A 21,268-nucleotide genomic window follows, 5' to 3' on the forward strand; every position below is an offset into this window, starting at 1 on the left:
CTGCCCCCAGGCGCCGGGGGCGCCGGCACCGGCACGGAGCCGGGCGGAGGGAAACCGATGGGTCCCCGGCGTCGTACCCCGGTGGCGCGTTAGCGTCGGGGCGTGGATGAGGAATGGGACGAGGACGGGCTGCGGGCCCTGCGTGGCGCGCTCCATGCGCAGGACGGAGTGGCGGTGCTTGCGGCGTTGCGTCGTGGACCCGTGCGCGAGGTGCTGCAGCTGGCCGGCGATGGTGTGGCCGGTGCCCCGGCACAGGGCCTGCCGGGGGCTGCGGAGATGGCGGCCCTGTTTCTCGGCGCACTCCAGGAGCGCGGCTTCCGTGGCGATGAGGAGCTGGCGGACCGGTTGCGCGCGGCCACGGGAGACGCGGCGACCCCCCTCCTGCGTCCGCTCGCGGTCGATCTGGAGATGCTCGCCATGCTGCTGGAGGGCGACCCGGCCGAGTCCGGTGGCCGGATCGATCTGTCCACCGGGGAGTGCCGGCCTGCGTTCACCGGTGAGCCGGGGCCTGGGCCCGAGGCCGAGGAGGACGACGATCCCGAGCGATGGCTGTACGTTCCGGCTCTGGGGTCCGGGGCCGGCTACCGGGACATGGAGCTGTTCATCGAAGGGGTCGAGGACGCCGCCCTTGCCGACAGGCTGCGGAACGCCATCGGCGGGCGGGGCGCCTTCCGGCGCTGCAAGGCCGTCCTCGCCGGTGACGAGCGCTCCTGGAGCCGGTACCACCGGTTCCGCGATGAGCGACAGCGCGGCCGGGCCCGCGCCTGGCTGGCCGAGGAGGGCTACTGCCCGCACTCCGCCCTCTTCGTAGAGCCCAGCTCGGTTCCGATTCCTTCGGGGCCGGTATGACCCCTTGCCGCCCCTGTCCTGCCTGATCCGGGGCGCTGTCAGCGTGCCGGACGGCGCCGGTTGATGGCTGAGGGAAGCGGGACCGCCGACAGGCGGGCTGCGTGAGATGACCGCCGGTCGGCCGGTGTCCCGGTCGGCCGGACGGCAGTGGAGTGCGGGTGCGCGGCGGCTCGGAGCCACCAGGCCGTGTGGCCGGTACGTCCGCTGGTACGTCGGTGGCCGTCAGGCGGCCAGCGTCCCGAGGCGGGAGGCCGCCTCCTCCAGCACGCTTGTCCGCTTGCAGAACGCGAAGCGGACGAAGGGGGCGCCCTGCTCGCGGTGGTCGTAGAAGACCGCGTTGGGGATCGCGACCACCCCGCAGCGCTCCGGCAGCGCACGGCAGAAGGCGAAACCGTCACTCTCACCGAGGGGCCGGATGTCGGTGGTGACGAAGTACGTGCCGGCCGGGCGGAAGACCGTGAAGCCGGCCCGCTCCAGACCGCCCGCGAGCAGATCCCGCTTGGCCAGCATGTCCGTGCGGAAGTCCGTGAAGTACGTCTCGGGCAGGCGCAGCGCCTCGGCCACGGCGTACTGGAAGGGCCCCGACGCCACGTACGTCAGGTACTGCTTGGCCGAGCGGACCGCCGTGACCAGGGCGGGGGCCGCGGTGATCCAGCCGACCTTCCAGCCGGTGAAGGAGAACGTCTTGCCGGCCGACCCGATGGTCACCGTGCGCTCGCGCATCCCCGGGAAGCTCGCCAGGGGGATGTGCTCGGCCGCGTCGAAGACCAGGTGCTCGTAGACCTCGTCGGTCACCACCAGCAGGTCCCGTGCCACGGCCAGTTCGGCGATCGCGGCCAGCTCCTCCCGGGTCAGGACCGTGCCCGTCGGGTTGTGCGGGCTGTTCAGCAGCAGCAGGCGGGTGCGGTCGGTGACCGCGGCGCGCAGCTCGTCGAGGTCGAGGCGGAAGGTGTTCACCCCGTCGGCCGTGTGCGGGCGCAGGGTGACGGGTACGCGCGTGCCGCCCGCCATCGCGATGCAGGCCGCGTACGAGTCGTAGTAGGGCTCCAGCGCGACCACCTCGTCGCCGGGCTCCAGCAGGGCGAGCAGCGAGGCGGCGATGGCCTCGGTGGCACCGGCGGTGACCAGGACCTCGGTGTCCGGGTCGTGGGCGAGGCCGTAGCGGCGCCGCTGATGGGCGGCGACGGCGGTGCGCAGCTCGGGCACGCCGGGCCCCGGCGGGTACTGGTTGCCGCGCCCGTCGCGCAGCGCCCGTACGGCGGCCTCCCGTACCTCTTCGGGGCCGTCGGTGTCCGGGAAGCCCTGGCCCAGGTTGATCGCCCCGGTCGACTGGGCCAGGGCGGACATCTCGGCGAAGATCGTCGTCCCGAACCCGGCGAGCCGGTGGTTGAGGAGGGGGCGTGCGCTGGAGCTCATGGGGGTCATGGCGGTCATCCTGCGCCGAAGCTCTGGAGTTCCTCAACTCTGCTTTGGCGCGTGGCGGCGAAGGGCATCTCCCGTTCACGCGACGAGCTCGACGCACAGCCGGCCGAGCTTCACTCGGGAAGCGGGGCGCCCGACGGGGGCTGCTTCGGGGGATCACCGGGCGCGAGCCCGGGAAGCGGAAGGAGGGTGGCGCCATGGTCGTCGGCATCATTCTGGTCGTGTTCGGAGCCCTGGTGGTCGGCGGGCTCGTGGCCGGCGCGCGAAGCGGCGGAGGTCACCGGAGCGGCAGCGTCCGCAGGAGCCGCGCCGGCCGCGGCCGGAACAGCTGGTGGGCCGACGGCTCGCCCTCGGGCGGGCACCACTCGAGTCACTCGGGTGGCTCCTCGTGCGGCGGAGGCTCCTCCTGCGGCGGCGTTTCGTCCTGCGGAGGCGGGTCGTCGTCCTGCGGGGGAGGGGGTGGCGGCGGATGCGGTGGAGGCAGCTGACACGGGGCAGCTGAGCTTCTTCAGGGGGAACCGCATCCCCGCCACGGGGCCCGCGCCCGGAGCCGGGCCCCACGTCCCCACCACGAGCGCCCGCCGGGAAACACACCCGGTGGGCGCTCCCACGCACCGGCGCGCGCCGTGCGGGCGGGGTGTGCGCCTCGGTTGAACAGTTGAGCTGTGGACCCCCTGAGGGATGGAAACCCGGTGAAGTTGGGTAAAAAAGCTGTGGCGGCGCCACGGTTCATGATTCCCTCTCCCTCATCAACGCAGCTCCTCGGACGACCTGTTGACCCCCCTCCTGACCGGCCGACTGGGCTGAGCGGGCCGCATCCCCGGCAGTGACCGGGACGCGCCGGCCCCACACCGTCCTCTCCTTGTGTGCTTGCGGAGCCGATCCATGCTCACGACCCTGAAAACCGCCTACACCGACACGCGCGCCACGGACCTCGCCTGGGCCCTGGGGCGCGAACCGCTGCCCGCGCTCGCCCGTCTGGACGTCGAACTGGGAGACGCCAAGCTCCAGTTGCGGCTCCTCGGCGCCTCCCACCAAGTGCTGCTGGAGGAGGAGCGGGGCAGCTGTTCGGAGACCGTGGCGTGCATCCCCGGCAGCAGCACGCCCCTTCCACTGGGCGTCGCCAAGCGGAAGGGCGACTGGGAGTACGAGTTCGCCGCGCGCGTGGAGGTGCTGACGCCGGGTTCCTTCGCCGGCCGTGCCCAGGAGCTGCTGGCCCTGGTCGCCGACCACCCGCACGGACTGGCCGGGGTCTTCCCGGGCAATCCGCACGCCTTCACCGCGCTGCTGGCCCAGCGGCACGAGGGGCAGGTGCACTGGCGGACCTGGCACGCCTACCCGCAGGACGGCCACTTGGTGGCGACCCGGACGAGGGTGGGCGTGCGGGTGCCGACGTCGCAGCTCAGCCCGTCCGGGGGGTGAGCGGGTGGGGTTGGGCCCGCGGTGCGGCCTGCGGTGCGGCCTGTGGCGGACCTCGCCGCGGTTTCCGTCGTGGTCCCGTCGCGGGTCCGGTCGCGGTCCCCTCGCGGGTCCGGTCGTGGTTCCGTCGCGGGTCCGGTCGTGGTTCCGTCGCGGGTCCGGTCGTGGTTCCGGTCGTGGGCTAAACCTGTGGCGCCCGGGGGAACGTCAGTTTCACACGTGTGGGTGACGAAGCGTGCTGCTGGAGTGACGTAACGTCACCCCGTGATCGAACCGCACGCGCCCGCTCCGCCCGGCTCTCCGCCGTCCTGGGGCGGCCCCGGCGGCCGTCCGGACGGCCCCGACAGGTTCGCCGGTGCCTCTGACCCCTCGCGTGCCTCCGAGGCGTCGGATCGTTCCGGGACCGCCGGCGGTTCCGGCGCCGGAGCGGCGGCCCGGCTGCCCGTCCGGCCGGCCATCGGGCGGTTCCTCGTGCTGGCGGGCGTGTTCGTCTGCGCGGCCTGCGGGCTCGTCTACGAACTCGAACTGGTCGCCCTCGCCTCGTACCTCATCGGCGACTCGGTCACCCAGGCGTCCGTCGTCCTGTCCGTCATGGTCTTCGCCATGGGCATCGGCTCGCTCGCCGCCAAGCGGCTGCGCCGGTTCGCGGCCGCCGGCTTCGGCGCGGTCGAGGCCGCCCTCGCCCTCGTCGGCGGGCTCAGCGCGATGGTGCTGTACGCCGTCTTCGCCTGGACCGGAGGCTACGGCGGGCTGTGGGAGACGGGCCCCCACGTCCTCCTGGTCGTCTTCTCGCTCACCATCGGCGTACTGATCGGCGCCGAGGTGCCGCTGCTGATGGAGCTGATCCAGCGCGTCCGCCGCCAGGACGCGGGCGGCGCCGTCGCCGACCTGTTCGCCGCGGACTACGTCGGCGCGCTCGTCGGGGGCCTCGCCTTCCCCTTCGTGCTGCTGCCCTTCCTCGGCCAGCTGACCGGCACGCTGATCACCGGCACCGTCAACGCGCTCGTCGGTGCCGCGCTGGTCCTCGGCCTGTTCCGGCGGGACATGACCCGCCGGGCCTGCCGGCTGCTGCTGGCCGCCTACGCCGTCGTGCTGAGCCTGCTCGCCACGGCGACCGTCCTCGCCGACGACTTCGAACGCGCGGCCCGGCACGCCGTGTACGGGCAGGACGTCCGCGTGGCCGTCCGGACCGGCGTGCAGGAGGTCGTCCTGACCGGCGACACCGACGGCCGGCCCCTCGGCCTGTACCTGGACGGGCGGCTGCGGCTCAGCGCCGGTGACGGGCCGCGCCGCCACGAGGCCCTGGTGCGTCCCGCCATGAGCGGTCCGCACGCGCGCGTACTGATCCTCGGCGGGGGCGACGGCCTCGCCGCGCGGGAGGTGCTGCGCCACCCGGGCGTACGCCGTGTCGACGTCGTCGAACCGGACCCCGGGCTGGTCCGGCTGGCCCGGCACGACCCCGGGCTGTCCGCGCTGAACCAGCACGCCTACGGCGATCCGCGCCTCCACGTCATCGGGGCCGACGCCTTCCGCAGGCTGCGCTCGACGCCCACCGCGACGTACGACGTGGTGATCTCGGACCTGCCCGATCCGGGCGTCACGGCCGGCACGAAGCTGTACTCGCAGGAGTTCTACGGTCTGCTCCGCCGGGTGCTCGCCCCCGACGGGCGGCTGGCGGTGCACGCCGGGCCGCTGTCCGCCCGGCTCCGGACCTTCTGGACGGTGGACGCCACGCTCCGCGCGGCCGGCCTGCGGACCGTCGCCTACCGCGTCGGCGCGCCGGAACCCGGCGCGCGGGACCCGGACTCCGCGCGGGGCCCCGGTTCCGTCATGGGCCGCGGTTCCGTTCCGGGCTTCGGTTCCGCGCGGGGCTCTGGCCCGGTTCCGGGCCCCGGTCCCGGCCCCGGTGGCACGGTCGTCGGCTCCTCCCGCGCCACCCGGGACTGGGGCTTCCTGCTGGCCGCCCGCACGCCCCCCGTCCTGCGCCTCGACCCGACGGCTCCGCGCCCGCGCACCCTCACGCCCCGGTCCCTCCTCCGGGACGCCCGCGCCGCCTCCCGTACCCGGCTCACCGGTCTGCCGCCGTCGACGCTGGTGCATCCCCGGTACTGAGGCCCGCGTTCGCGCCCGGCACCGCCCCGCCGGTGCCGGCGCCCGGAGCGGGAGGCCGCGCGGGGCGGCCCGTGGGGTACGGGAGACGGCGGGTGACTTCGCGCCGACGGGGGGTGTACCGGGCGCCCGCTGGGTAGGCTGCGCTGACATGGAGCATGAGGTGTTCGTTCCGGTTCCGGCCGAGCGGCTCAGGAAGGTGCTGGCCGACCCCCTGCGGGTCGCCCGGGCGGTTCCGGGGCTCCAGCAGGACGCCGGTGCCGAGCCCGTCACGGGGCGGCTCAAGGTGCGGGTCGGCAGTCACTCCGTCACTTACCGGGGCTCCCTGCGGCTGTCCGCGAGGACGGACGGCGCGTACGCCGTCGAGGGCGTCGCCGCCGAGTCGCGCGGCACCGGCACGGTCACGCTCGCGCTCGTCCTCCGGGTGACGGACGCCGACGACGGCTCCACCCTGGCGATCGACGGGACGGCCGCGGCCGACGGGCGGGTCAAGGAGCTGCCGGCGGACGCGGTGACGTCGGCGGCCACCCGGTTGCTGACCCGCTTCGCGGAGAACCTGGGCGCGGTGGCGGAGGCGGACGAGGACGTCGAGAAGCAGCCGGACGACGGGGGAGCCGACCCGGACCGGCAGGACGGGCAGGACGGGCAGGACGGGCAGGACCGGCAGAACGGGCGAGAGCAGTCGGACGGCCGGGAGCAGGCGGACGGGCAGGAGCACCCGGACGGCCCCGGGACCGCCGCGAGCCACCCGGCCCCCACGACCCCCGTGACGCCTGTGACCCCCGTGACTCCGGTGGCGCCCCCCGCCCCCGAAGCCCCCGGGCCCCCGGCCGAGGCGGCGCACGCGCGCCGCACGATGATCGGCCGCAGCGCGGAGGAGGTCGACCACGCCCCGCCGCGCGGCAGGTACGCCCCCGTGCCCGCGCCCCAGGGCGGCGTGGCCGGTGCCCCCCTGCGCTGGGCCGCCCCGGCGGCGGCGCTGGTCGTGGCGTCGGCGATCGTCGTGGGCCGGGCGCTGCGCAAGCGCCGCTGAGGCCTCACCCGCAGCAGCCTCGTCGCACCCGCCCGCTGCAAGCGCCGCTGGAACCGTCGCCGCCCCCGGACGCGCCGACCGGACAGCCGCGCCGACCAGGCAGCCGCGCCGACCAGGCAGCCGCGCCGACCGGGTGGGGCACTCTTGATCGCCCCAGTAGGGTCGTGGCGTGAGCAACGAACCCATCACGCTGACCGCGGGTGACGCGGAGGCGACCGTGCTGCCGGGCAACGGCGGCCGGATCGGCGGGCTGCGCGTCGGCGGCACGGAACTGCTCCGCCAGGGCGAGCGCTACGGCTGCTTCCCGATGGTCCCCTGGTGCGGCCGCATCCGCGAGGGCCGCTTCCAGGACGGCGCCGTCGTCCGGCGGATGCCGCTCAACTCCCCGCCGCACGCCATCCACGGCACCGCCCGCGACGGCGCCTGGCACACCGCCCGCGTCACCGCCGACGAGGCCGTCATCACGTACGACCTGGTCGACCCCTGGCCCTACTCCGGCCGGGTCACCCAGGTGATCGCCCTCGCCGAGGACGCGCTGACGCTGACGATGTCCGTGGAGACGTACGAGTCGTCGTTCCCGGCGCAGGTCGGCTGGCACCCCTGGTTCAACCGCACCCTCGACGGCGCGGACGTGGCGATCGACTTCGACCCCGCCTGGCAGGAGGAGCGCGGCGACGACCACCTGCCCACCGGCCACCGGACCGCCCCCGGGCCGGGGCCCTGGGACGACTGCTTCGGCATGCCGGACGGCGTCGACGTCACCCTCACCTGGCCGGAGCGCCTGGAGCTGAAGGTGTCCAGCCGGGAGCAGTGGGTCGTGGTGTACGACGAGCAGGACGCCGCCGTCTGCGTGGAGCCGCAGACCGGTCCGCCCGACGGCCTGAACACCCTCCCGCGCCTGGTCACGCCCCTGGAGCCGCTGGAGGCCACGACGACCTGGAGCTGGACCCGGCTCTAAGCTGGTGCGCATGACGGACGTCAACGAAGTAACGCCGCCAGGCACACGCGCGGCGCTGCTGCAGCAGATCAAGGACAAGGCCGTGGTGCACGGCAAGGTGACCCTCTCCTCGGGCCTGGAGGCCGACTACTACGTCGACCTGCGCCGCATCACCCTGGACGGCGAGGCCGCGCCGCTGGTCGGGCAGGTGCTGCTGGACCTGACCGCCGACCTGGACTTCGACGCGGTGGGCGGGCTGACCATGGGCGCCGACCCGGTCGCCGCGAGCATGCTGCACGCCGCCGCGGCGCGCGGAAAGCGCCTGGACGCGTTCGTCGTCCGCAAGGCCGCCAAGGCGCACGGTCTGCAGCGGCGCGTCGAGGGCCCGGACATCAAGGGCCGCCGCGTCCTCGTCGTCGAGGACACCTCCACCACCGGCGGCTCCCCGCTCACCGCCGTCGAGGCCGTGCGCGAGGCCGGCGCCGAGGTCGTGGCCGTCGCGACGATCGTCGACCGGGCGACCGGTGCCGCCGAGAAGATCGAGGCCGGCGCGGGGGTGCCGTACCTCTACGCGTACGGCAAGGACGAGCTGGGCCTGGACTGAGGCCGGCCCCGGCGACGGACCCGCCCAGGGGGCGGACGTCCACTCGGAGGATCCCGGCCCGTCTGGAAGGATGGGGCCGACGATGACGTCGCCCCCCATGGTCTAGGTCAGGGCCCACGCACGTATCACGCCCACCCGCACACACAAGGAGCGGACATGCCCATCGCAACTCCCGAGGTCTACAACGAGATGCTGGACCGGGCGAAGGCAGGAAAGTTCGCCTACCCGGCCATCAACGTGACCTCCTCCCAGACGCTGCACGCGGCCCTGCGCGGTTTCGCGGAGGCGGAGAGCGACGGCATCGTCCAGATCTCCACCGGCGGCGCCGAGTTCCTGGGCGGCCAGCACAACAAGGACATGGTGACCGGCGCCGTCGCCCTCGCCGAGTTCGCGCACATCGTCGCCGAGAAGTACGACGTCACCGTCGCGCTGCATACGGACCACTGCCCGAAGGACAAGCTCGACACGTACGTCCGTCCGCTGCTGGCGGTCTCCGAGGAGCGCGTCAAGGCCGGCCGCGACCCGCTGTTCCAGTCGCACATGTGGGACGGTTCCGCCGAGACCCTGGCCGACAACCTCTCCGTCGCCACCGAGCTGCTGGAGCGCGCCCGCGCCGCCAGGATCATCCTCGAGGTCGAGATCACCCCGACCGGCGGCGAGGAGGACGGCGTCACCCACGAGATCAACGACTCCCTGTACACGACGGTCGACGACGCGGTCCGCACCGTCGAGGCCCTGGGTCTCGGCGAGAAGGGCCGCTACCTGCTCGCCGCGTCCTTCGGCAACGTGCACGGCGTGTACAAGCCGGGCAACGTGGTGCTCCGCCCCGAGCTGCTCAAGGAGCTGAACGAGGGCGTCGCCGCCAAGTACGGGCAGCCGGCCGGCAGCAAGCCGTTCAACTTCGTCTTCCACGGCGGCTCCGGTTCCTCCGCCGAGGAGATCGCGACCGCGCTGGAGAACGGCGTGGTCAAGATGAACATCGACACGGACACCCAGTACGCCTTCACGCGTCCGGTCGCCGACCACGTGCTCCGCAACTACGACGGCGTCCTGAAGGTCGACGGCGAGGTCGGCAACAAGAAGACCTACGACCCGCGCACCTGGGGCAAGCTCGCCGAGGCCGGCATGGCCGCGCGCGTCGTCGAGGCCTGCGGCCACCTGCGTTCGGCCGGCCAGAAGATCAAGTAACGGCCACCGCACCCGTACGACGGGCCCGGCACCCCGGCTCTCCCCCGAGGCGCCGGGCCCGCGCCACGCGCGCGGGCGGGCCTGCGATGTGCGTGGGCGGCGGGCCCGCGCCACGCGCGCCCGGCCCGTCGCACGTGCGCGGGCGGGCCCGCGCCACGCACGCCGGCGGCATGACGCAGACTGGTGCGCATGGCCATTCACGAGAACCTCCTCGGGGGACCGCCCCCGACCCACCTCCCCGACGAGCCGGGGCCGCGTGAGCTGCTGGCGGGCGGGACCACGCCCGCCGACGTCGCCGCGAAGTACCCGACGTCCTCGCTGGCCTGGGCCCGGCTGGCCGACGAGGCGTTCGAGCGCGGCAGCGTCGTGGAGTCGTACGCGTACGCCCGTACCGGCTACCACCGCGGTCTGGACTCGCTGCGCCGCAGCGGCTGGAAGGGCCACGGCCCGGTTCCCTGGGAGCACGAGCCGAACCGCGGCTTCCTGCGCGCCCTGCACGCCCTCGCCCGCGCCGCCCAGGCGATCGGCGAGCAGGGGGAGTACGAGCGCTGCAGCCAGTTCCTGAGGGACTCCTCGCCGGCCGCGGCCGAGGTGCTGGGCTGACACCGGGGGACGGTCCGCGGGGCCCGCGACGGGCGGGCCTTGCGGTTTCCTGGCACGATTGCGGAGGATGCCGTTGGGGACCGGGGCCCCGTGCCGGTAACGGCAGGGCGGACCGCTACCCGTAGTGCCATCAGGAGACAGCGATGTCCCACGACGCCCCGAATCTCGACTTCGAGGGCAGCACGCCGTACGAGGACTACGTCAAGGCGGACGTGCTCACCCACCTCCAGCACACCCTCTCCGACGATCCCGGAGAGATGGTCTTCCTGGTCACGACCCAGGTCATGGAGCTGTGGTTCACCGTCATCGTCCACGAGTGGGAGACCGCGGCCCGCGCCCTGCGCGAGGACCGGATCCAGGTGGCGACCGACGCGCTGAAGCGTTCGGTGCGCGAACTGGAGGCCCTGAACGCCTCCTGGACGCCGCTCGCGGGCCTCACCCCCGCCCAGTTCAACTCCTACCGGAGCGCCCTCGGCGAGGGCTCCGGCTTCCAGTCGGCGATGTACCGCCGCCTGGAGTTCCTGCTCGGCGACAAGTCCGCGTCCATGCTCGTCCCGCACCGGGGCGCCCCCCGCGTCCACGCGGAGCTGGAGAAGGCGCTGCACGAGCCGAGCCTGTACGACGAGGTGGTCCGGATGCTCGCCCGGCGCGGGTACGACATCCCGGACGCCGTGCTCGAGCGCGACGTCACCCGGAAGTACGAGGCGGCACCCGAGGTGGAGGCCGCCTGGACGGCCGTCTATTCCGGTGACCAGAACGGCGAGCTGGCCCGTCTGGGCGAGGCGCTCACGGACGTCGCCGAGCTGGTGTGGCGCTGGCGCAACGACCACCTGGTCGCCACCCGCCGCGCGATGGGCTCCAAGACCGGCACCGGCGGCTCCGCCGGGGTGGCCTGGCTGGAGAAGCGGGCCCGCGGCAGCGTGTTCCCCGAGCTGTGGACGGCGCGGTCGTATGTCTGAGCGCCTCGGACCGGCGGCCGAAGCCGGAAAGCTGGGCGCTGCCGACGGGTTGGTGGCCGAGGGCGGGAAGTCGGACGCCGCCGACGGGCTGGTGGCCGAGGCCGGGAAGCTGGACGCCGTCGACGGGCTGGCGGCACTGCGTGAGCGGTTCGTCCTGGACGACGTCGTCTATCTGGACGGCAACTCGCTCGGCGCCCTGCCGGCCGGTGTCCCCGCGCGCGTCCAGGACGTCGTACGGCGTCAGTGGGGCGAGCTGCGCATCCGGTCCTGGGAGGAGAGCGGCTGGTGGACCGCGCCCGAGCGGATCGGCGACCGGATCGCCCCGCTGGTCGGCGCCGCGGCCGGGCAGGTCGTGGTGGGCGACTCGACGAGCGTCAACGTCTTCAAGGCTCTCGTGGCGGCCGTACGGATGGCGGACGAGGGGCGGGACGAGATCCTCGTCGACGCCACCACCTTCCCCACGGACGGGTACATCGCCGAGTCGGCGGCCCGGATGACGGGCCGCACCCTGCGCCCGGTCGCCCCGGCCGAGGTGCCGTCCGCGCTGGGGGAACGCACCGCCGCCGTCCTGCTCAACCACGTCGACTACCGCACGGGCCGGCTGCACGACCTCCCGGCGCTCACGGCCGCGGTGCACGCGGCGGGAGCGTACGCCGTCTGGGACCTGTGCCACAGCGCGGGCGCGCTGCCGGTCGGGCTCGACGAGCACGGCGTCGACCTGGCGGTCGGCTGCACCTACAAGTACCTCAACGGCGGCCCCGGCTCGCCCGCGTTCCTGTACGTGCGGCGCGACCTCCAGGGCCGCTTCGACTCGCCCCTGCCGGGCTGGAACTCGCACGCCGAGCCCTTCGGCATGACACCCGCCTACGCGCCGGCCTCCGGTGCGGTGCGCGGGCGCGTCGGAACGCCGGACGTCCTCTCGATGCTCGCCCTGGAGGCGGCCCTGGAGGTGTGGGACGGGGTGTCGGTCGAGGCGGTGCGGGCCAAGTCCCTGGCGCTGACGGACTTCTTCCTGCGCTGCGTCGGGGAGTACGTCCCGGACGGCCGGGTGGAGTCCGTGACGCCGGCCGCGCACGCGGAGCGGGGCAGCCAGGTCGCGCTGCGCTGCGGCGACGCCGGGGACGTGATGAAGCGCCTGATCGAGCGCGGGGTGGTCGGGGACTTCCGTGCCCCGGACATCCTGCGCTTCGGCTTCACCCCGTTGTACGTCCGGTTCGCGGACGTCGAGCGGGCGGCGCGGGTGCTGGCGGAGACGCTCGGGTAGCCGGTCCACGCCGGCTTGCTCGGGCGTCTCGGGTCGGGGCGGGGTGTTGGTGCGGGCTGTTCCGGGTGTGCGTGGGGGTGTCTCGGGTGTGCGCTGAGCTGTCCCGGGCGTGCGCCGGGAACCGTGGCGGGCTCCGGCGCGTGGACGTGGGTGTGGATGACGTGCATCACCGGACCCGTGGCTGCGCCGGCTGCCTCGTCGCGGGCGGGATCGGCGCCTCGACCGCCGTGCTCGTCTGGGCGCCGCTCGCCCGCATCAGCGTGACCGGCGGCTTCGACGGACGGCATCGCGACCTCGGCGTGCTGTACCTCGACCTTCCGCTCGTCGCCCTGGGCGGGGCGCTCGTACCGGTCGCCGCCTGGGCGGTGGGACTGCGGCTGCTGGGCGGGCGGTCGTGGGCGGCGGCGCTGCTCGCCGTGGCCGCGCTCGCGCTCGGCACCTGGGGTCTGACCGCGTGGACGCCCTACGAGCAGCCCGAGTTCACGGGGTGGGACCGGCCCGGCGACTCGGCCGCCGACCGGACCTCTTCCCTTCACCCTGCGTGACATCCTCGTGTCCGCGCACGTCACCGGCCTGATACGGTCCCGCCAACGGCCGATTTCCATCCCCCGGTCCGCCAACACCGTTTCGCCGCTGAGAGGTTGAGCATGCCGGACGCCGCCGCAGAGCCGGGCACCGCTGCCACGAGGGACGCCGCGGAGGGCGCGGAGGAGAAGTCGGCCTTCTCGCACCCGGTGGCCGACCCCGACACCACCGCCGTGTACGGCGATCACCCCGACCAGGTCGTCGACTTCCACGTCCCGCGCTCAGCGGGCGGCCCGGGCGGCGCCGCTCCCGTCGTGGTGCTCCTGCACGGAGGCTCGTGGCGGGCGCCGTACGACCGCCGCCACGTCAGTCCGTTCGCCGGCTTCCTGGCCCGTCGGGGCTTCGCCGTGGCCAGTGTGGAGTACCGGCGCGGTGCGGAGGGCGGGGGCGCGGCCGGGGGCGGACCCGTCGCGGGGCGCTGGCCCGACACCTTCGACGACGTGGCCGCCGCGCTGGACGCGCTGCCCGCGCTGGTACGGCAGCACCTCCCGCAGGCCGACGCGCACCGCATGGTGCTCACCGGCCACTCCGCGGGCGGTCACCTCGCCCTGTGGGCGGCGGCCCGGCACCTGCTGCCCGCCGACGCCCCCTGGCACCTGGACCGTCCGGCGCCCTTGCGCGGGGTGGTCGCCCTCGCGCCGATCGCCGACCTCCGGGCCGCCGGTGAGCTGGACGTGTGCGGTGGTGCGGTGCGCCAGTTCCTGGGGGACGGCGAGGTGTTCGAGGAGCGTCGGCCGTACGCCGATCCCGCCCTGCTGCTGCCCACCGGCATCGCGACGACCCTCGTCCAGGGCCGTGCCGACGTGGACGTCCCGCAGGCGGTCGCCGAGGCGTACGCCGACGCGGCGGCGAGGGCCGGGGAGGTGGTGGGGGTGACGCTGCTGGAGGACGTCGGCCACTATCCGCTGATCGACCCGGCGGCGGACGCGTGCGCGGTGGTGGCGGAGGAGATCGCGCAGTTGGCTTGGTGAGACCGGGTGTGGGGGAGGGGGCGCGGCGGGGAGCGGCCGGTGATGCGGTGGGGGCAGGCGGGGGTGCCGGTGCGGTGTGTGTGGTGCCTGTGGTGCGCGTGCGGTGCGGTGCGGTGCGGGCCGCCCGGTTGTACCCGTAATACCTGAGAGCTACCCCGCGGATGAGCTCCCTGGCGGGACGCGAGTTACCCGGCGCGATGCATGACTTCCTTCTCAGGCAAGCCCGATGGGCGGGTGAGCCGGAGGGGAGAGACCATGGGGTCCGGGCCGGCGGTACGTTGGCGGCGGCGCGTGAGCAGATGGCGTCGTACCGTCCTCGCCGCGCTCGTCCGAGGGGCCGCGGTGCCCCCGCGCGGCTGGATCAACCTCGCCGCCGGCCGGCTGGTCCCCCACACGCTCGGCGCCGCCTGGACCCGCGGCGCACTGGACCGCGGCGCGGGCCGGCTCCTGCTCACCGGCGGTACGGCGGCGACCGCGGCGCTCGTCGCCTGGGCGGGCTACCCGGCGTCGACGGTCGGCGTCCCCGGCGCCGAGGTGTCCGTCCGTACTCCCCGTAGTACCTGAGGCGGACACCCGAGGACCCCCCTCACTGGTGACGACCGCGCCATCCCGGGCCGCCTACCGTTGCCCATGTGACCGAGACGACCCAGACGTGGACCACGCCCCCCGGAGACGGGGGCGGGTCCCGCAGCCCCGAGTACCGGCTGGCGATGGACGCCCTGAGCGGACTGCGCAGGGAGCTGTTCCACGACGCCTTCGCCTACCGTCCGCTGACCCGCACGGCCACGGACGGTCCGTGGGTCCGCCGCCTGCCCGCCCGGATGCGGCCGTACGCGGCCCGCCTTCCGTACGCGGTGGTGGCCGCCGTGGCGCTGCTGTCCTTCTACGGCGGCGTGGCCGGCGGTACGAACGACGGCCCGCCGGCCCTGATGAGCGGCCTGGTGTGCGCGGTCCCGGTGCTCGCGACACTGGTCCGGCCGGTCGGCGCCTTCTGGATGTCCATGGCGGCGACCCCGGTGGTCGCGCTGCTCGGCAGCAGCTGGGGGGACTGGCCGTGGCCGCCCGGCGCGTTCATCTGCCACGCGGCGGTGATGGTGATCGTGGCGATACGCACCCGGCCCCGGGCGGCGGCGTGGATGTGGGCCCTGACCGCCGCGTACGGCTTCGCCAACGAGTCCGTCTGGGGCGCCGGCCACTACGGCGGCAATTCCTCCCCGCTGCTGGTCCTCACGGCCTTCGCCCTGCTCGTGGTCTCCGTGTGGCACATCCGCCGGGACGCCCGGCGGCAGGTGACCGCGCAGGAGACGGTGACCGCGCACGAGCGGTCCCGTCGGACCCTGCTGGAGGAGCGCACCACCATCGCCCGCGAGCTGCACGACGTGGTCGCCCACCACATGTCGGTGGTCGCCATCCAGGCCGAGGCCGCCCCCTACCGGGTGGAGAACCCACCGGAGGAGCTGGAGCGGGCCTTCGCCACCATCCGCGAGAACGCGGTGGCCGCGCTCACCGAGCTGCGCCGCGTCCTCGGTGTCGTCCGCGCCGAGGACTACGAGGTCCCGGACGCCCCGCAGCCCACGCTCGCAGACCTGGACGCCCTGCTCGCCAACGTCCGCGACGCCGGCCTGAGCGTGGAGAAGGCGGTGACCGGCGCGGTGCGTGAGCTGCCGCCCGGCGTGGAGCTGTCGGCGTACCGGATCGTGCAGGAGGCACTGAGCAACACCCTGCGGCACGCGCCCGGCGCGACCGCCCGCGTCGAGGTCTCCTACGTGCTGGGCGGCCTGGGGCTGCGCATCGTCAACGGCCCGATCCCCGAGGCCGGTTTCGTCAAGCCCTCACCCGGCGCCGGACACGGCATCACCGGCATGCGGGAGCGGGTGTCGATGCTGAACGGCGGGATGACCGCCGGCCCCACCGACGAGGGGGGCTACGAGGTGGCGGTGTTCCTGCCGGTCACCGCGCCGAACGAAGGTGACGCATGACCGGCGGCACGATCCGCGTACTGGTCGCCGACGACCAGATGATGGTGCGCGAGGGATTCTCGGTCCTGTTGAACGCGATGCCGGACATCGAGGTCGTCGGCGAGGCGGTCAACGGCCGCGAGGCCGTCGACAAGGTCCGCGAGCTCGCCCCCGACGTCGTCCTGATGGACATCCGCATGCCGGAGCTGAACGGCATCGAGGCGACGAGGGAGATCATCGCGGCGGACGGTGCGTCGAAGGTGCTGGTGCTGACCACCTTCGACCTCGACGAGTACGTGTACCAGGCGCTGCGCGCGGGCGCTTCCGGCTTCCTCCTCAAGGACGCCTCGGCCCGCCAGCTCGCCGACGGGGTGCGGGTGGTCGCCGGCGGGGAGGCACTGCTGGCCCCCTCGGTCACCAGGCGTCTGATCACCGAGTTCTCGAAGCTGTCCGAGGGCCCGCGTCTGATGCCGCAGGCGCAGGCGGCGTACGGCGAACTGACCGACCGGGAGACGGAGGTCCTGGTGCTCATCGCCCAGGGCCTGTCGAACGCGGAGATCGCCGGTCACCTGGTCGTCGCCGAGTCGACGATCAAGACGCACGTCAGCCGCATCCTGGTGAAGCTGGGCCTCAGGGACCGTACCCAGGCCGCGGTCTTCGCCTACGAGGCCCGGCTGGTCACGCCGGGGTGATCGGTGCACGGTCACGCCGGGGTGATCGGCACGCGCACGCCTCCCGCGCGCCCGCCTTCTCCCGGCACGCACGCCTCCGTGCGGATGTTCCTATTCCGGTGCGGGATCCTCTGGGCAGGGGCCCGGTCGGCGTCCTATCGTCCGTTCATGACGGCTGCATCCGACCTCGCGTTCGACCCGTGGGACCCGGCGTTCGTCGCCGACCCGTACCCCGCCTTCGCCGAGCTGCGGGCCCGGGGCCGGGTGCACTACTACGCGCCCAGTGACCAGTGGCTGGTCCCGCACCACGCGGACGTCTCGGCGCTGCTGCGCGACCGCCGCCTGGGCCGGACCTACCGGCACCGTTTCACGCACGAGGACTTCGGACGCACCCCGCCCCCGCCGGAGCAGGAGCCCTTCCACACGCTGAACGACCACGGGATGCTCGACCTGGAGCCGCCGGACCACCCCCGTATCCGGCGCCTGGTGTCGAAGGCGTTCACCCCGCGGACGGTGGAGCGGCTGAGGCCGTACGTGTGCGGGCTCGCGGACGTCCTGGTGTCCCGGCTGGTGGCGGCGGGCGGCGGTGACCTGCTGCGGGAGGTGGCCGAACCGCTGCCGGTCGCCGTGATCGCCGAGATGCTGGGCATCCCGGAGTCGGACCGGGGGCCGCTGCGTCCCTGGTCGGCGGACATCTGCGGGATGTACGAGCTGAACCCGTCCGAGGAGACGGCGGCGAAGGCGGTCCGCGCGTCGCTCGACTTCTCGGAGTACCTGCGCGGTCTGATCGCGGCCCGCCGCAAGGAGCCCGGGGACGACCTGATCTCGGGTCTGATCGCCGCCCACGACGAGGACGACCGGCTCACCGAGCAGGAGATGATCTCGACCTGCGTCCTGCTCCTGAACGCCGGTCACGAGACCACGGTGAACGCCACGGCCAACGGCTGGTTCGCCCTCTTCCGCAATCCGGACCAGCTGGCGGCCCTGCGCGCGGACCACTCCCTCGTCCCCCGTGCCGTCGAGGAGCTGATGCGCTACGACACTCCGCTCCAGTTCTTCGAGCGCTGGGTGCTGGACGAGATCGAGATCGACGGCACGGTGCTGCCGAGGGGCGCGGAGGTGGCGATGCTGTTCGGCTCCGCCAACCACGACCCGGCGGTCTTCACCGCCCCCGACCGCCTCGACCTCACCCGCCGGGACAACCCCCACATCTCCTTCAGCGCCGGCATCCACTACTGCATCGGCGCCCCACTGGCCCGCATCGAACTGGCGGCGTCCATGACGTCCCTGCTGGAGCGGGCGCCCGCGCTCCGGCTCGCCGCGGAGCCGGAGCGCAGGCCCCACTTCGTCATGCGGGGGCTGGAGGGGCTGGCCGTCGAGGTGTAGGACGCCCGCTCGCGCCTACTTCGTCTCCAGGTCCCGCCGCCGGAAGCCCGCCAGGCCCAGCCATACCAGGCCGGCGGCGACGAGTGTCAGCACCAGCAGGGGGGTCCATTCCATGTCCGCGGCCGGGAGCCGGGGAACGTGGCCGAAGGGGGACAGGTTGTTCATCCAGTCGGGGAACCGGAGGATCTGGCCGAGGTAGCCGACGACGAAGGCGTACGCGGGCACGATCCAGGCCGCCGCGCTCGCCCGCGGGAACCAGCCGAAGAGCACCGCCGCCACCCCGGCCGTGACCCACAGGGCGGGCGCGTAGGCGAGGGCCGCGCCCACCAGCTCGGGCAGCAGCCCGCCGTCGCCGGTCGAGGCGGCGCCCGCCAGGCCCATCCCGAGGCCGGCCAGCAGCAGGACGAGCGTGCCGCATCCGATGGCCACGGCCAGGTGGCTGCCGGCCCAGCGCCCGCGCGACAGGGCGGTGGAGAGCAGTGGCTCGGCCCGGCCCGAGGTCTCCTCGGCCCGGGGCCGCAGCGCCGTCATCACCACGTACACCGCGGCGACCACCGTGACGACCACCATGACCATGGAGGCGAACGACTCCGCCATGCTGGAACCCCCGAGGCGCTCCAGGGCGTCCTGGATCTGGTCGATGTCCTTCAGCATGTCCTCGGCCTGCCCGAGGATCGAGCCGTACATGGCGCCCATCAGGAACAGGCCCGCCCCGAAGCCGGCGAGCATGCCGCGGTGCAGCCGCAGGGCGAAACCGAGGGGGGTGCCGAGGGCGTCGGAGGCGTGCGGGCTGCCGAGCTTCTCCGGCCGCAGGCCGGCGCCCACGTCCCGCCGGGCGGAGAGCACGAACCCCGTCGCCGCGCAGGCCACGGCCAGGGCGAGGCACAGCAGCAGCGGCCACCAGTCGTCGTCGACGTAGACGTAGGTGCGCTGCGTCCAGCCGATCGGGGAGAGCCAGGACAGGGCGCTGTTCGGGCCGCTGTCGCCGGCGGCACGCAGCACGTAGGCGACGCCGATCACCGCGATCGCCATGCCGGTGGCGCTGCGCGCGTGTGCGGTGACCTGGACGGTGACGGCGGCGACGGCGGCGAAGACGAGGCCGGCGGCGGCGTGGCCGGCGCCGTACAGCAGCGACCCGGAGGCGTCGACGCCGTCGATGCCGAGGCCGGTCAGACCGAGGGCCAGCAGGAGGGCGAGGGCCAGGTTGGCCAGGATGGCGACCGACAGGGCGGCGGCGAGGTGGGCGTGCCGGCCGACCACCGCCGAGCGCAGCAGTTCGGCCCGTCCGGTCTCCTCCTCGGCCCGGGTGTGCCGGATGACGGCCAGGACGCTCATCAACCCGACGAGGACGGCCGTGAAGCCGAGCATCTGGTGGCCGAGCATGGCGCCGGAGGTGTAGTCGTCCAGGTAGTGGCGCGGGCCCGTCATGGCGAGGCCCGCCGGGCTGCTCATGGTCTCCACGGCGTTGGCCCGGTCCTCGGGGGAGCCGTACAGCTCGGTGAAGCTGTTCGCCGTCGACAGGGTGCCGAGGAGCAGTGCCGCGATCCACACCGGGAGCCGGACGCGGTCGCGGCGCAGGGCGAAGCGGATCAGCGTGCCGGTGCCGGCCAGGGCGGCCGTGCCGCCCGCGCCGGGCCGGGGGCTTGCCGGGGCCTTGGCGGTGGTCGCCGTCGTGGAGGTCATCGCGTGGCTCCGTGAGCGCCGTCCGCACCGTCGCGCGTGCCGCCGTTCGCGCCGCCGTCCGCACCGTCGCGTGGGCCGCCGTCCGTGGTGGCGCGCGGGTGCCCGTTCCGGTCGGCGGCGGGCAGGGCGTCGTCGTAGTGGCGCAGCATCAGCTCCTCCAGGGTCGGTGGATGGCTGACGAGGCCGCGGATGCCGAACTCGGTGAGTTTGCGGACCGCTCCGTCGATCTCGGTGCCGTCGACGGCGAAGCGGACCCTGCCGTCGGTGGTCCGCAGGTCGTGGACGCCGGGCAGCGTCTCCAGGCCGGTGGCCGGGCGCTCGGTCTCCGCCTCGATGGTGGTGCGGGTCAGGTGCCGCAGCTCGCCGAGGGTGCCGGACTGGACGATCCGGCCGAGCCGGATGATGCTCACCCGGTCGGCGAGCTTCTCCACCTGGGCCAGGATGTGACTGGAGAGCAGGACGGTCTTGCCTGCGGTCTTGGCCTCGGTGATGACGTCCTGGAAGACGACCTCCATGAGGGGGTCCAGGCCCGCGGTCGGTTCGTCGAGGAGGAGCAGTTCGGCGTCCGAGGCGAGTGCCGCGACGATGGCGACCTTCTGCCGGTTGCCCTTGGAGTACGCGCGGCCCTTCTTGGTCGGGTCCAGGCCGAACCGCTCGGTGAGTTCGGCGCGGCGCCGCCGGTCGAGCCCGCCGCGGAGCCGCCCGAGCAGGTCGATCGCCTCACCGCCGGTGAGGCCGGGCCACAGCTCGACGTCGCCGGGGACGTAGGCGAGCCGGCGGTGCAGGTCGACGGCGTCCGCCCACGGATCACGGCCGAGTACCTGCGCGGCGCCCGAGTCGGCGCGCAGCAGGCCGAGCAGGACGCGGATGGCGGTGGACTTGCCGGCGCCGTTGGGGCCGAGGAAGCCGTGGACCTCGCCGGCTTCGACGGCCAGGTCGAGGCCGTCCAGCGCGCGCGTCCGGCCGAACGACTTGTGGAGCCCGGAGACGCTGATTGCCTTCGTCATGTTTCGGAAGGTACGCTACTTTCATAAATTTGTGAAGTTAAGAAAGCGCCAGGATGTGAGGGATGATCGAAGGATGAGGGAAGCGGCGGGGGCGGAGGAGACGGCGGGGGTGACGGAGTGGGAGCGTGACCCCGAGGCCGTGGGAAAGTTCGTGGAGAGCTTCGCCGCCCAGCTCGTCGAGGGCGGAATGCAGCGGATGCCGGCCCGGGTCTTCACCGCACTGCTGGCCTCCGACGCCGGCGCGCTCACCTCGGCCGACCTCGGCGAGCGGCTCCAGGTCAGCCCGGCCGCCGTCTCGGGCGCCGTCCGCTACCTCTCGCAGCAGCACATGGTCTCGCGCGAGCGCGAACCCGGCTCGCGCCGGGAGCGGTACCGGGTGCGCAGCGACCAGTGGTACGAGGCCCTCACCAACCGCGAGGCGGTCCTCAAGCAGTGGGAGAGCGCGCTGCGCGAGGGCGTCACCAGCCTCGGCGCCGAGACGCCGGCGGGCCGCCGCATGGCCGAGACGCTGGCGTTCTTCGAGTTCATGGAGAGGGAACTCGGGGCGATGATGGAACGCTGGCGCGTCCACCGGGAGGAACGGTTCGGACGGAGCTGAGCGGAAGCGGGGACGCGAGCCG

The 21,268-nt window shown here is 73.9% G+C and carries 19 protein-coding genes and 1 pseudogene; 17 read left to right on the top strand and 3 right to left on the bottom strand.

The annotated features are described in order from the left end of the window. Positions 1–102 precede the first annotated feature (102 nt). A complete protein-coding gene (locus tag ACVV2G_RS08540; RefSeq protein ID WP_453841979.1) occupies positions 103–849 on the top strand; it encodes a UPF0158 family protein in 747 nt (248 codons plus the stop codon). A gap of 222 nt (positions 850–1,071) precedes the next feature. Here ACVV2G_RS08540 and ACVV2G_RS08545 read toward each other — a convergent pair whose 3' ends face one another. Continuing rightward, positions 1,072–2,274 (bottom strand): pyridoxal phosphate-dependent aminotransferase, encoded by a 1,203-nt coding sequence (locus ACVV2G_RS08545; protein WP_453841981.1) that lies wholly within the window; start codon positions 2,272–2,274, stop codon positions 1,072–1,074. An 882-nt stretch (positions 2,275–3,156) separates the two neighbouring features. Here ACVV2G_RS08545 and ACVV2G_RS08550 point away from each other — a divergent pair. The 15 genes and pseudogenes from ACVV2G_RS08550 to ACVV2G_RS08620 all read left to right on the top strand — a co-directional run bounded on the left by ACVV2G_RS08550 (position 3,157) and on the right by ACVV2G_RS08620 (position 17,958). Beyond that, positions 3,157–3,693 (top strand): DUF2617 family protein, encoded by a 537-nt coding sequence (locus tag ACVV2G_RS08550; protein ID WP_453841982.1) that lies wholly within the window; start codon positions 3,157–3,159, stop codon positions 3,691–3,693. Between the two features lie 261 nt (positions 3,694–3,954). Next, a complete protein-coding gene (locus ACVV2G_RS08555) occupies positions 3,955–5,802 on the top strand; it encodes a polyamine aminopropyltransferase (RefSeq protein WP_453841983.1) in 1,848 nt (615 codons plus the stop codon). Positions 5,803–5,950: 148 nt separating this feature from the next. Continuing rightward, positions 5,951–6,832, top strand: a complete 882-nt coding sequence (locus ACVV2G_RS08560; protein ID WP_453841984.1) for an SRPBCC domain-containing protein — start codon at positions 5,951–5,953, stop codon at positions 6,830–6,832. A 169-nt stretch (positions 6,833–7,001) separates the two neighbouring features. Continuing rightward, complete coding sequence (locus tag ACVV2G_RS08565) at positions 7,002–7,790, top strand: aldose epimerase family protein (RefSeq protein ID WP_453841985.1); 789 nt, start codon at positions 7,002–7,004, stop codon at positions 7,788–7,790. Between the two features lie 10 nt (positions 7,791–7,800). Continuing rightward, on the top strand, positions 7,801–8,373 hold the full coding sequence (gene pyrE, locus ACVV2G_RS08570) for an orotate phosphoribosyltransferase (protein WP_453841986.1): 573 nt from the start codon (positions 7,801–7,803) through the stop codon (positions 8,371–8,373). Between the two features lie 156 nt (positions 8,374–8,529). Beyond that, positions 8,530–9,561 (top strand): class II fructose-bisphosphate aldolase, encoded by a 1,032-nt coding sequence (fbaA, locus tag ACVV2G_RS08575; protein WP_453841987.1) that lies wholly within the window; start codon positions 8,530–8,532, stop codon positions 9,559–9,561. Positions 9,562–9,750: 189 nt separating this feature from the next. Beyond that, positions 9,751–10,164, top strand: coding sequence for a DUF3151 domain-containing protein (locus ACVV2G_RS08580; RefSeq protein WP_453841988.1), 414 nt, complete (start codon positions 9,751–9,753; stop codon positions 10,162–10,164). A gap of 143 nt (positions 10,165–10,307) precedes the next feature. Further along, positions 10,308–11,123, top strand: a complete 816-nt coding sequence (locus ACVV2G_RS08585; protein WP_453841989.1) for a tryptophan 2,3-dioxygenase family protein — start codon at positions 10,308–10,310, stop codon at positions 11,121–11,123. Continuing rightward, entirely contained in the window at positions 11,116–12,387 is a 1,272-nt protein-coding gene (gene kynU / locus ACVV2G_RS08590) for a kynureninase (protein ID WP_453841990.1), read from the top strand. The genes ACVV2G_RS08585 and kynU overlap by 8 nt, the downstream gene beginning before the upstream one ends. Before the next feature lie 152 nt (positions 12,388–12,539). After that, positions 12,540–12,932 (top strand): hypothetical protein, encoded by a 393-nt coding sequence (locus ACVV2G_RS08595; RefSeq protein ID WP_453841991.1) that lies wholly within the window; start codon positions 12,540–12,542, stop codon positions 12,930–12,932. Between the two features lie 102 nt (positions 12,933–13,034). Next, a complete protein-coding gene (locus ACVV2G_RS08600; protein ID WP_453841992.1) occupies positions 13,035–13,943 on the top strand; it encodes an alpha/beta hydrolase in 909 nt (302 codons plus the stop codon). A 354-nt stretch (positions 13,944–14,297) separates the two neighbouring features. Next, positions 14,298–14,495 (top strand): annotated as a pseudogene (locus ACVV2G_RS08605) (acyltransferase family protein); the annotation flags it as partial. An 80-nt stretch (positions 14,496–14,575) separates the two neighbouring features. Beyond that, positions 14,576–15,922, top strand: coding sequence for a sensor histidine kinase (locus ACVV2G_RS08610; RefSeq protein WP_453841993.1), 1,347 nt, complete (start codon positions 14,576–14,578; stop codon positions 15,920–15,922). Further along, positions 15,919–16,593 (top strand): response regulator transcription factor, encoded by a 675-nt coding sequence (locus tag ACVV2G_RS08615; protein WP_453841994.1) that lies wholly within the window; start codon positions 15,919–15,921, stop codon positions 16,591–16,593. Before ACVV2G_RS08610 ends, ACVV2G_RS08615 begins: the two co-directional genes overlap by 4 nt. 147 nt (positions 16,594–16,740) lie before the next feature. After that, a complete protein-coding gene (locus ACVV2G_RS08620; RefSeq protein WP_453841995.1) occupies positions 16,741–17,958 on the top strand; it encodes a cytochrome P450 in 1,218 nt (405 codons plus the stop codon). Between the two features lie 15 nt (positions 17,959–17,973). Here the strand turns inward: ACVV2G_RS08620 and ACVV2G_RS08625 are convergent, their stop codons facing one another. After that, complete coding sequence (locus ACVV2G_RS08625; RefSeq protein ID WP_453841996.1) at positions 17,974–19,641, bottom strand: ABC transporter permease; 1,668 nt, start codon at positions 19,639–19,641, stop codon at positions 17,974–17,976. After that, entirely contained in the window at positions 19,638–20,648 is a 1,011-nt protein-coding gene (locus ACVV2G_RS08630; RefSeq protein ID WP_453841997.1) for an ABC transporter ATP-binding protein, read from the bottom strand. Before ACVV2G_RS08630 ends, ACVV2G_RS08625 begins: the two co-directional genes overlap by 4 nt. 73 nt (positions 20,649–20,721) lie before the next feature. On the opposite strand from ACVV2G_RS08630, the gene ACVV2G_RS08635 reads away from it, so the two are divergent. Next, complete coding sequence (locus ACVV2G_RS08635; protein WP_453841998.1) at positions 20,722–21,246, top strand: GbsR/MarR family transcriptional regulator; 525 nt, start codon at positions 20,722–20,724, stop codon at positions 21,244–21,246. Positions 21,247–21,268 lie beyond the last annotated feature (22 nt).

Source organism: Streptomyces sp. JK94 (assembly GCF_053613315.1).

Bases quoted from the DNA above. Each gene is read 5' to 3' on its own strand.
- ACVV2G_RS08545 (WP_453841981.1), bottom strand. From the start codon at position 2,274: ATGACCCCCATGAGCTCCAGCGCACGCCCCCTCCTCAACCACCGGCTC.
- ACVV2G_RS08550 (WP_453841982.1), top strand. From the start codon at position 3,157: ATGCTCACGACCCTGAAAACCGCCTACACCGACACGCGCGCCACGGAC.
- ACVV2G_RS08560 (WP_453841984.1), top strand. From the start codon at position 5,951: ATGGAGCATGAGGTGTTCGTTCCGGTTCCGGCCGAGCGGCTCAGGAAG.
- pyrE (WP_453841986.1), top strand. From the start codon at position 7,801: ATGACGGACGTCAACGAAGTAACGCCGCCAGGCACACGCGCGGCGCTG.
- fbaA (WP_453841987.1), top strand. From the start codon at position 8,530: ATGCCCATCGCAACTCCCGAGGTCTACAACGAGATGCTGGACCGGGCG.
- ACVV2G_RS08580 (WP_453841988.1), top strand. From the start codon at position 9,751: ATGGCCATTCACGAGAACCTCCTCGGGGGACCGCCCCCGACCCACCTC.
- ACVV2G_RS08585 (WP_453841989.1), top strand. From the start codon at position 10,308: ATGTCCCACGACGCCCCGAATCTCGACTTCGAGGGCAGCACGCCGTAC.
- kynU (WP_453841990.1), top strand. From the start codon at position 11,116: ATGTCTGAGCGCCTCGGACCGGCGGCCGAAGCCGGAAAGCTGGGCGCT.
- ACVV2G_RS08600 (WP_453841992.1), top strand. From the start codon at position 13,035: ATGCCGGACGCCGCCGCAGAGCCGGGCACCGCTGCCACGAGGGACGCC.
- ACVV2G_RS08615 (WP_453841994.1), top strand. From the start codon at position 15,919: ATGACCGGCGGCACGATCCGCGTACTGGTCGCCGACGACCAGATGATG.
- ACVV2G_RS08620 (WP_453841995.1), top strand. From the start codon at position 16,741: ATGACGGCTGCATCCGACCTCGCGTTCGACCCGTGGGACCCGGCGTTC.
- ACVV2G_RS08625 (WP_453841996.1), bottom strand. From the start codon at position 19,641: ATGACCTCCACGACGGCGACCACCGCCAAGGCCCCGGCAAGCCCCCGG.
- ACVV2G_RS08630 (WP_453841997.1), bottom strand. From the start codon at position 20,648: ATGACGAAGGCAATCAGCGTCTCCGGGCTCCACAAGTCGTTCGGCCGG.
- ACVV2G_RS08635 (WP_453841998.1), top strand. From the start codon at position 20,722: ATGAGGGAAGCGGCGGGGGCGGAGGAGACGGCGGGGGTGACGGAGTGG.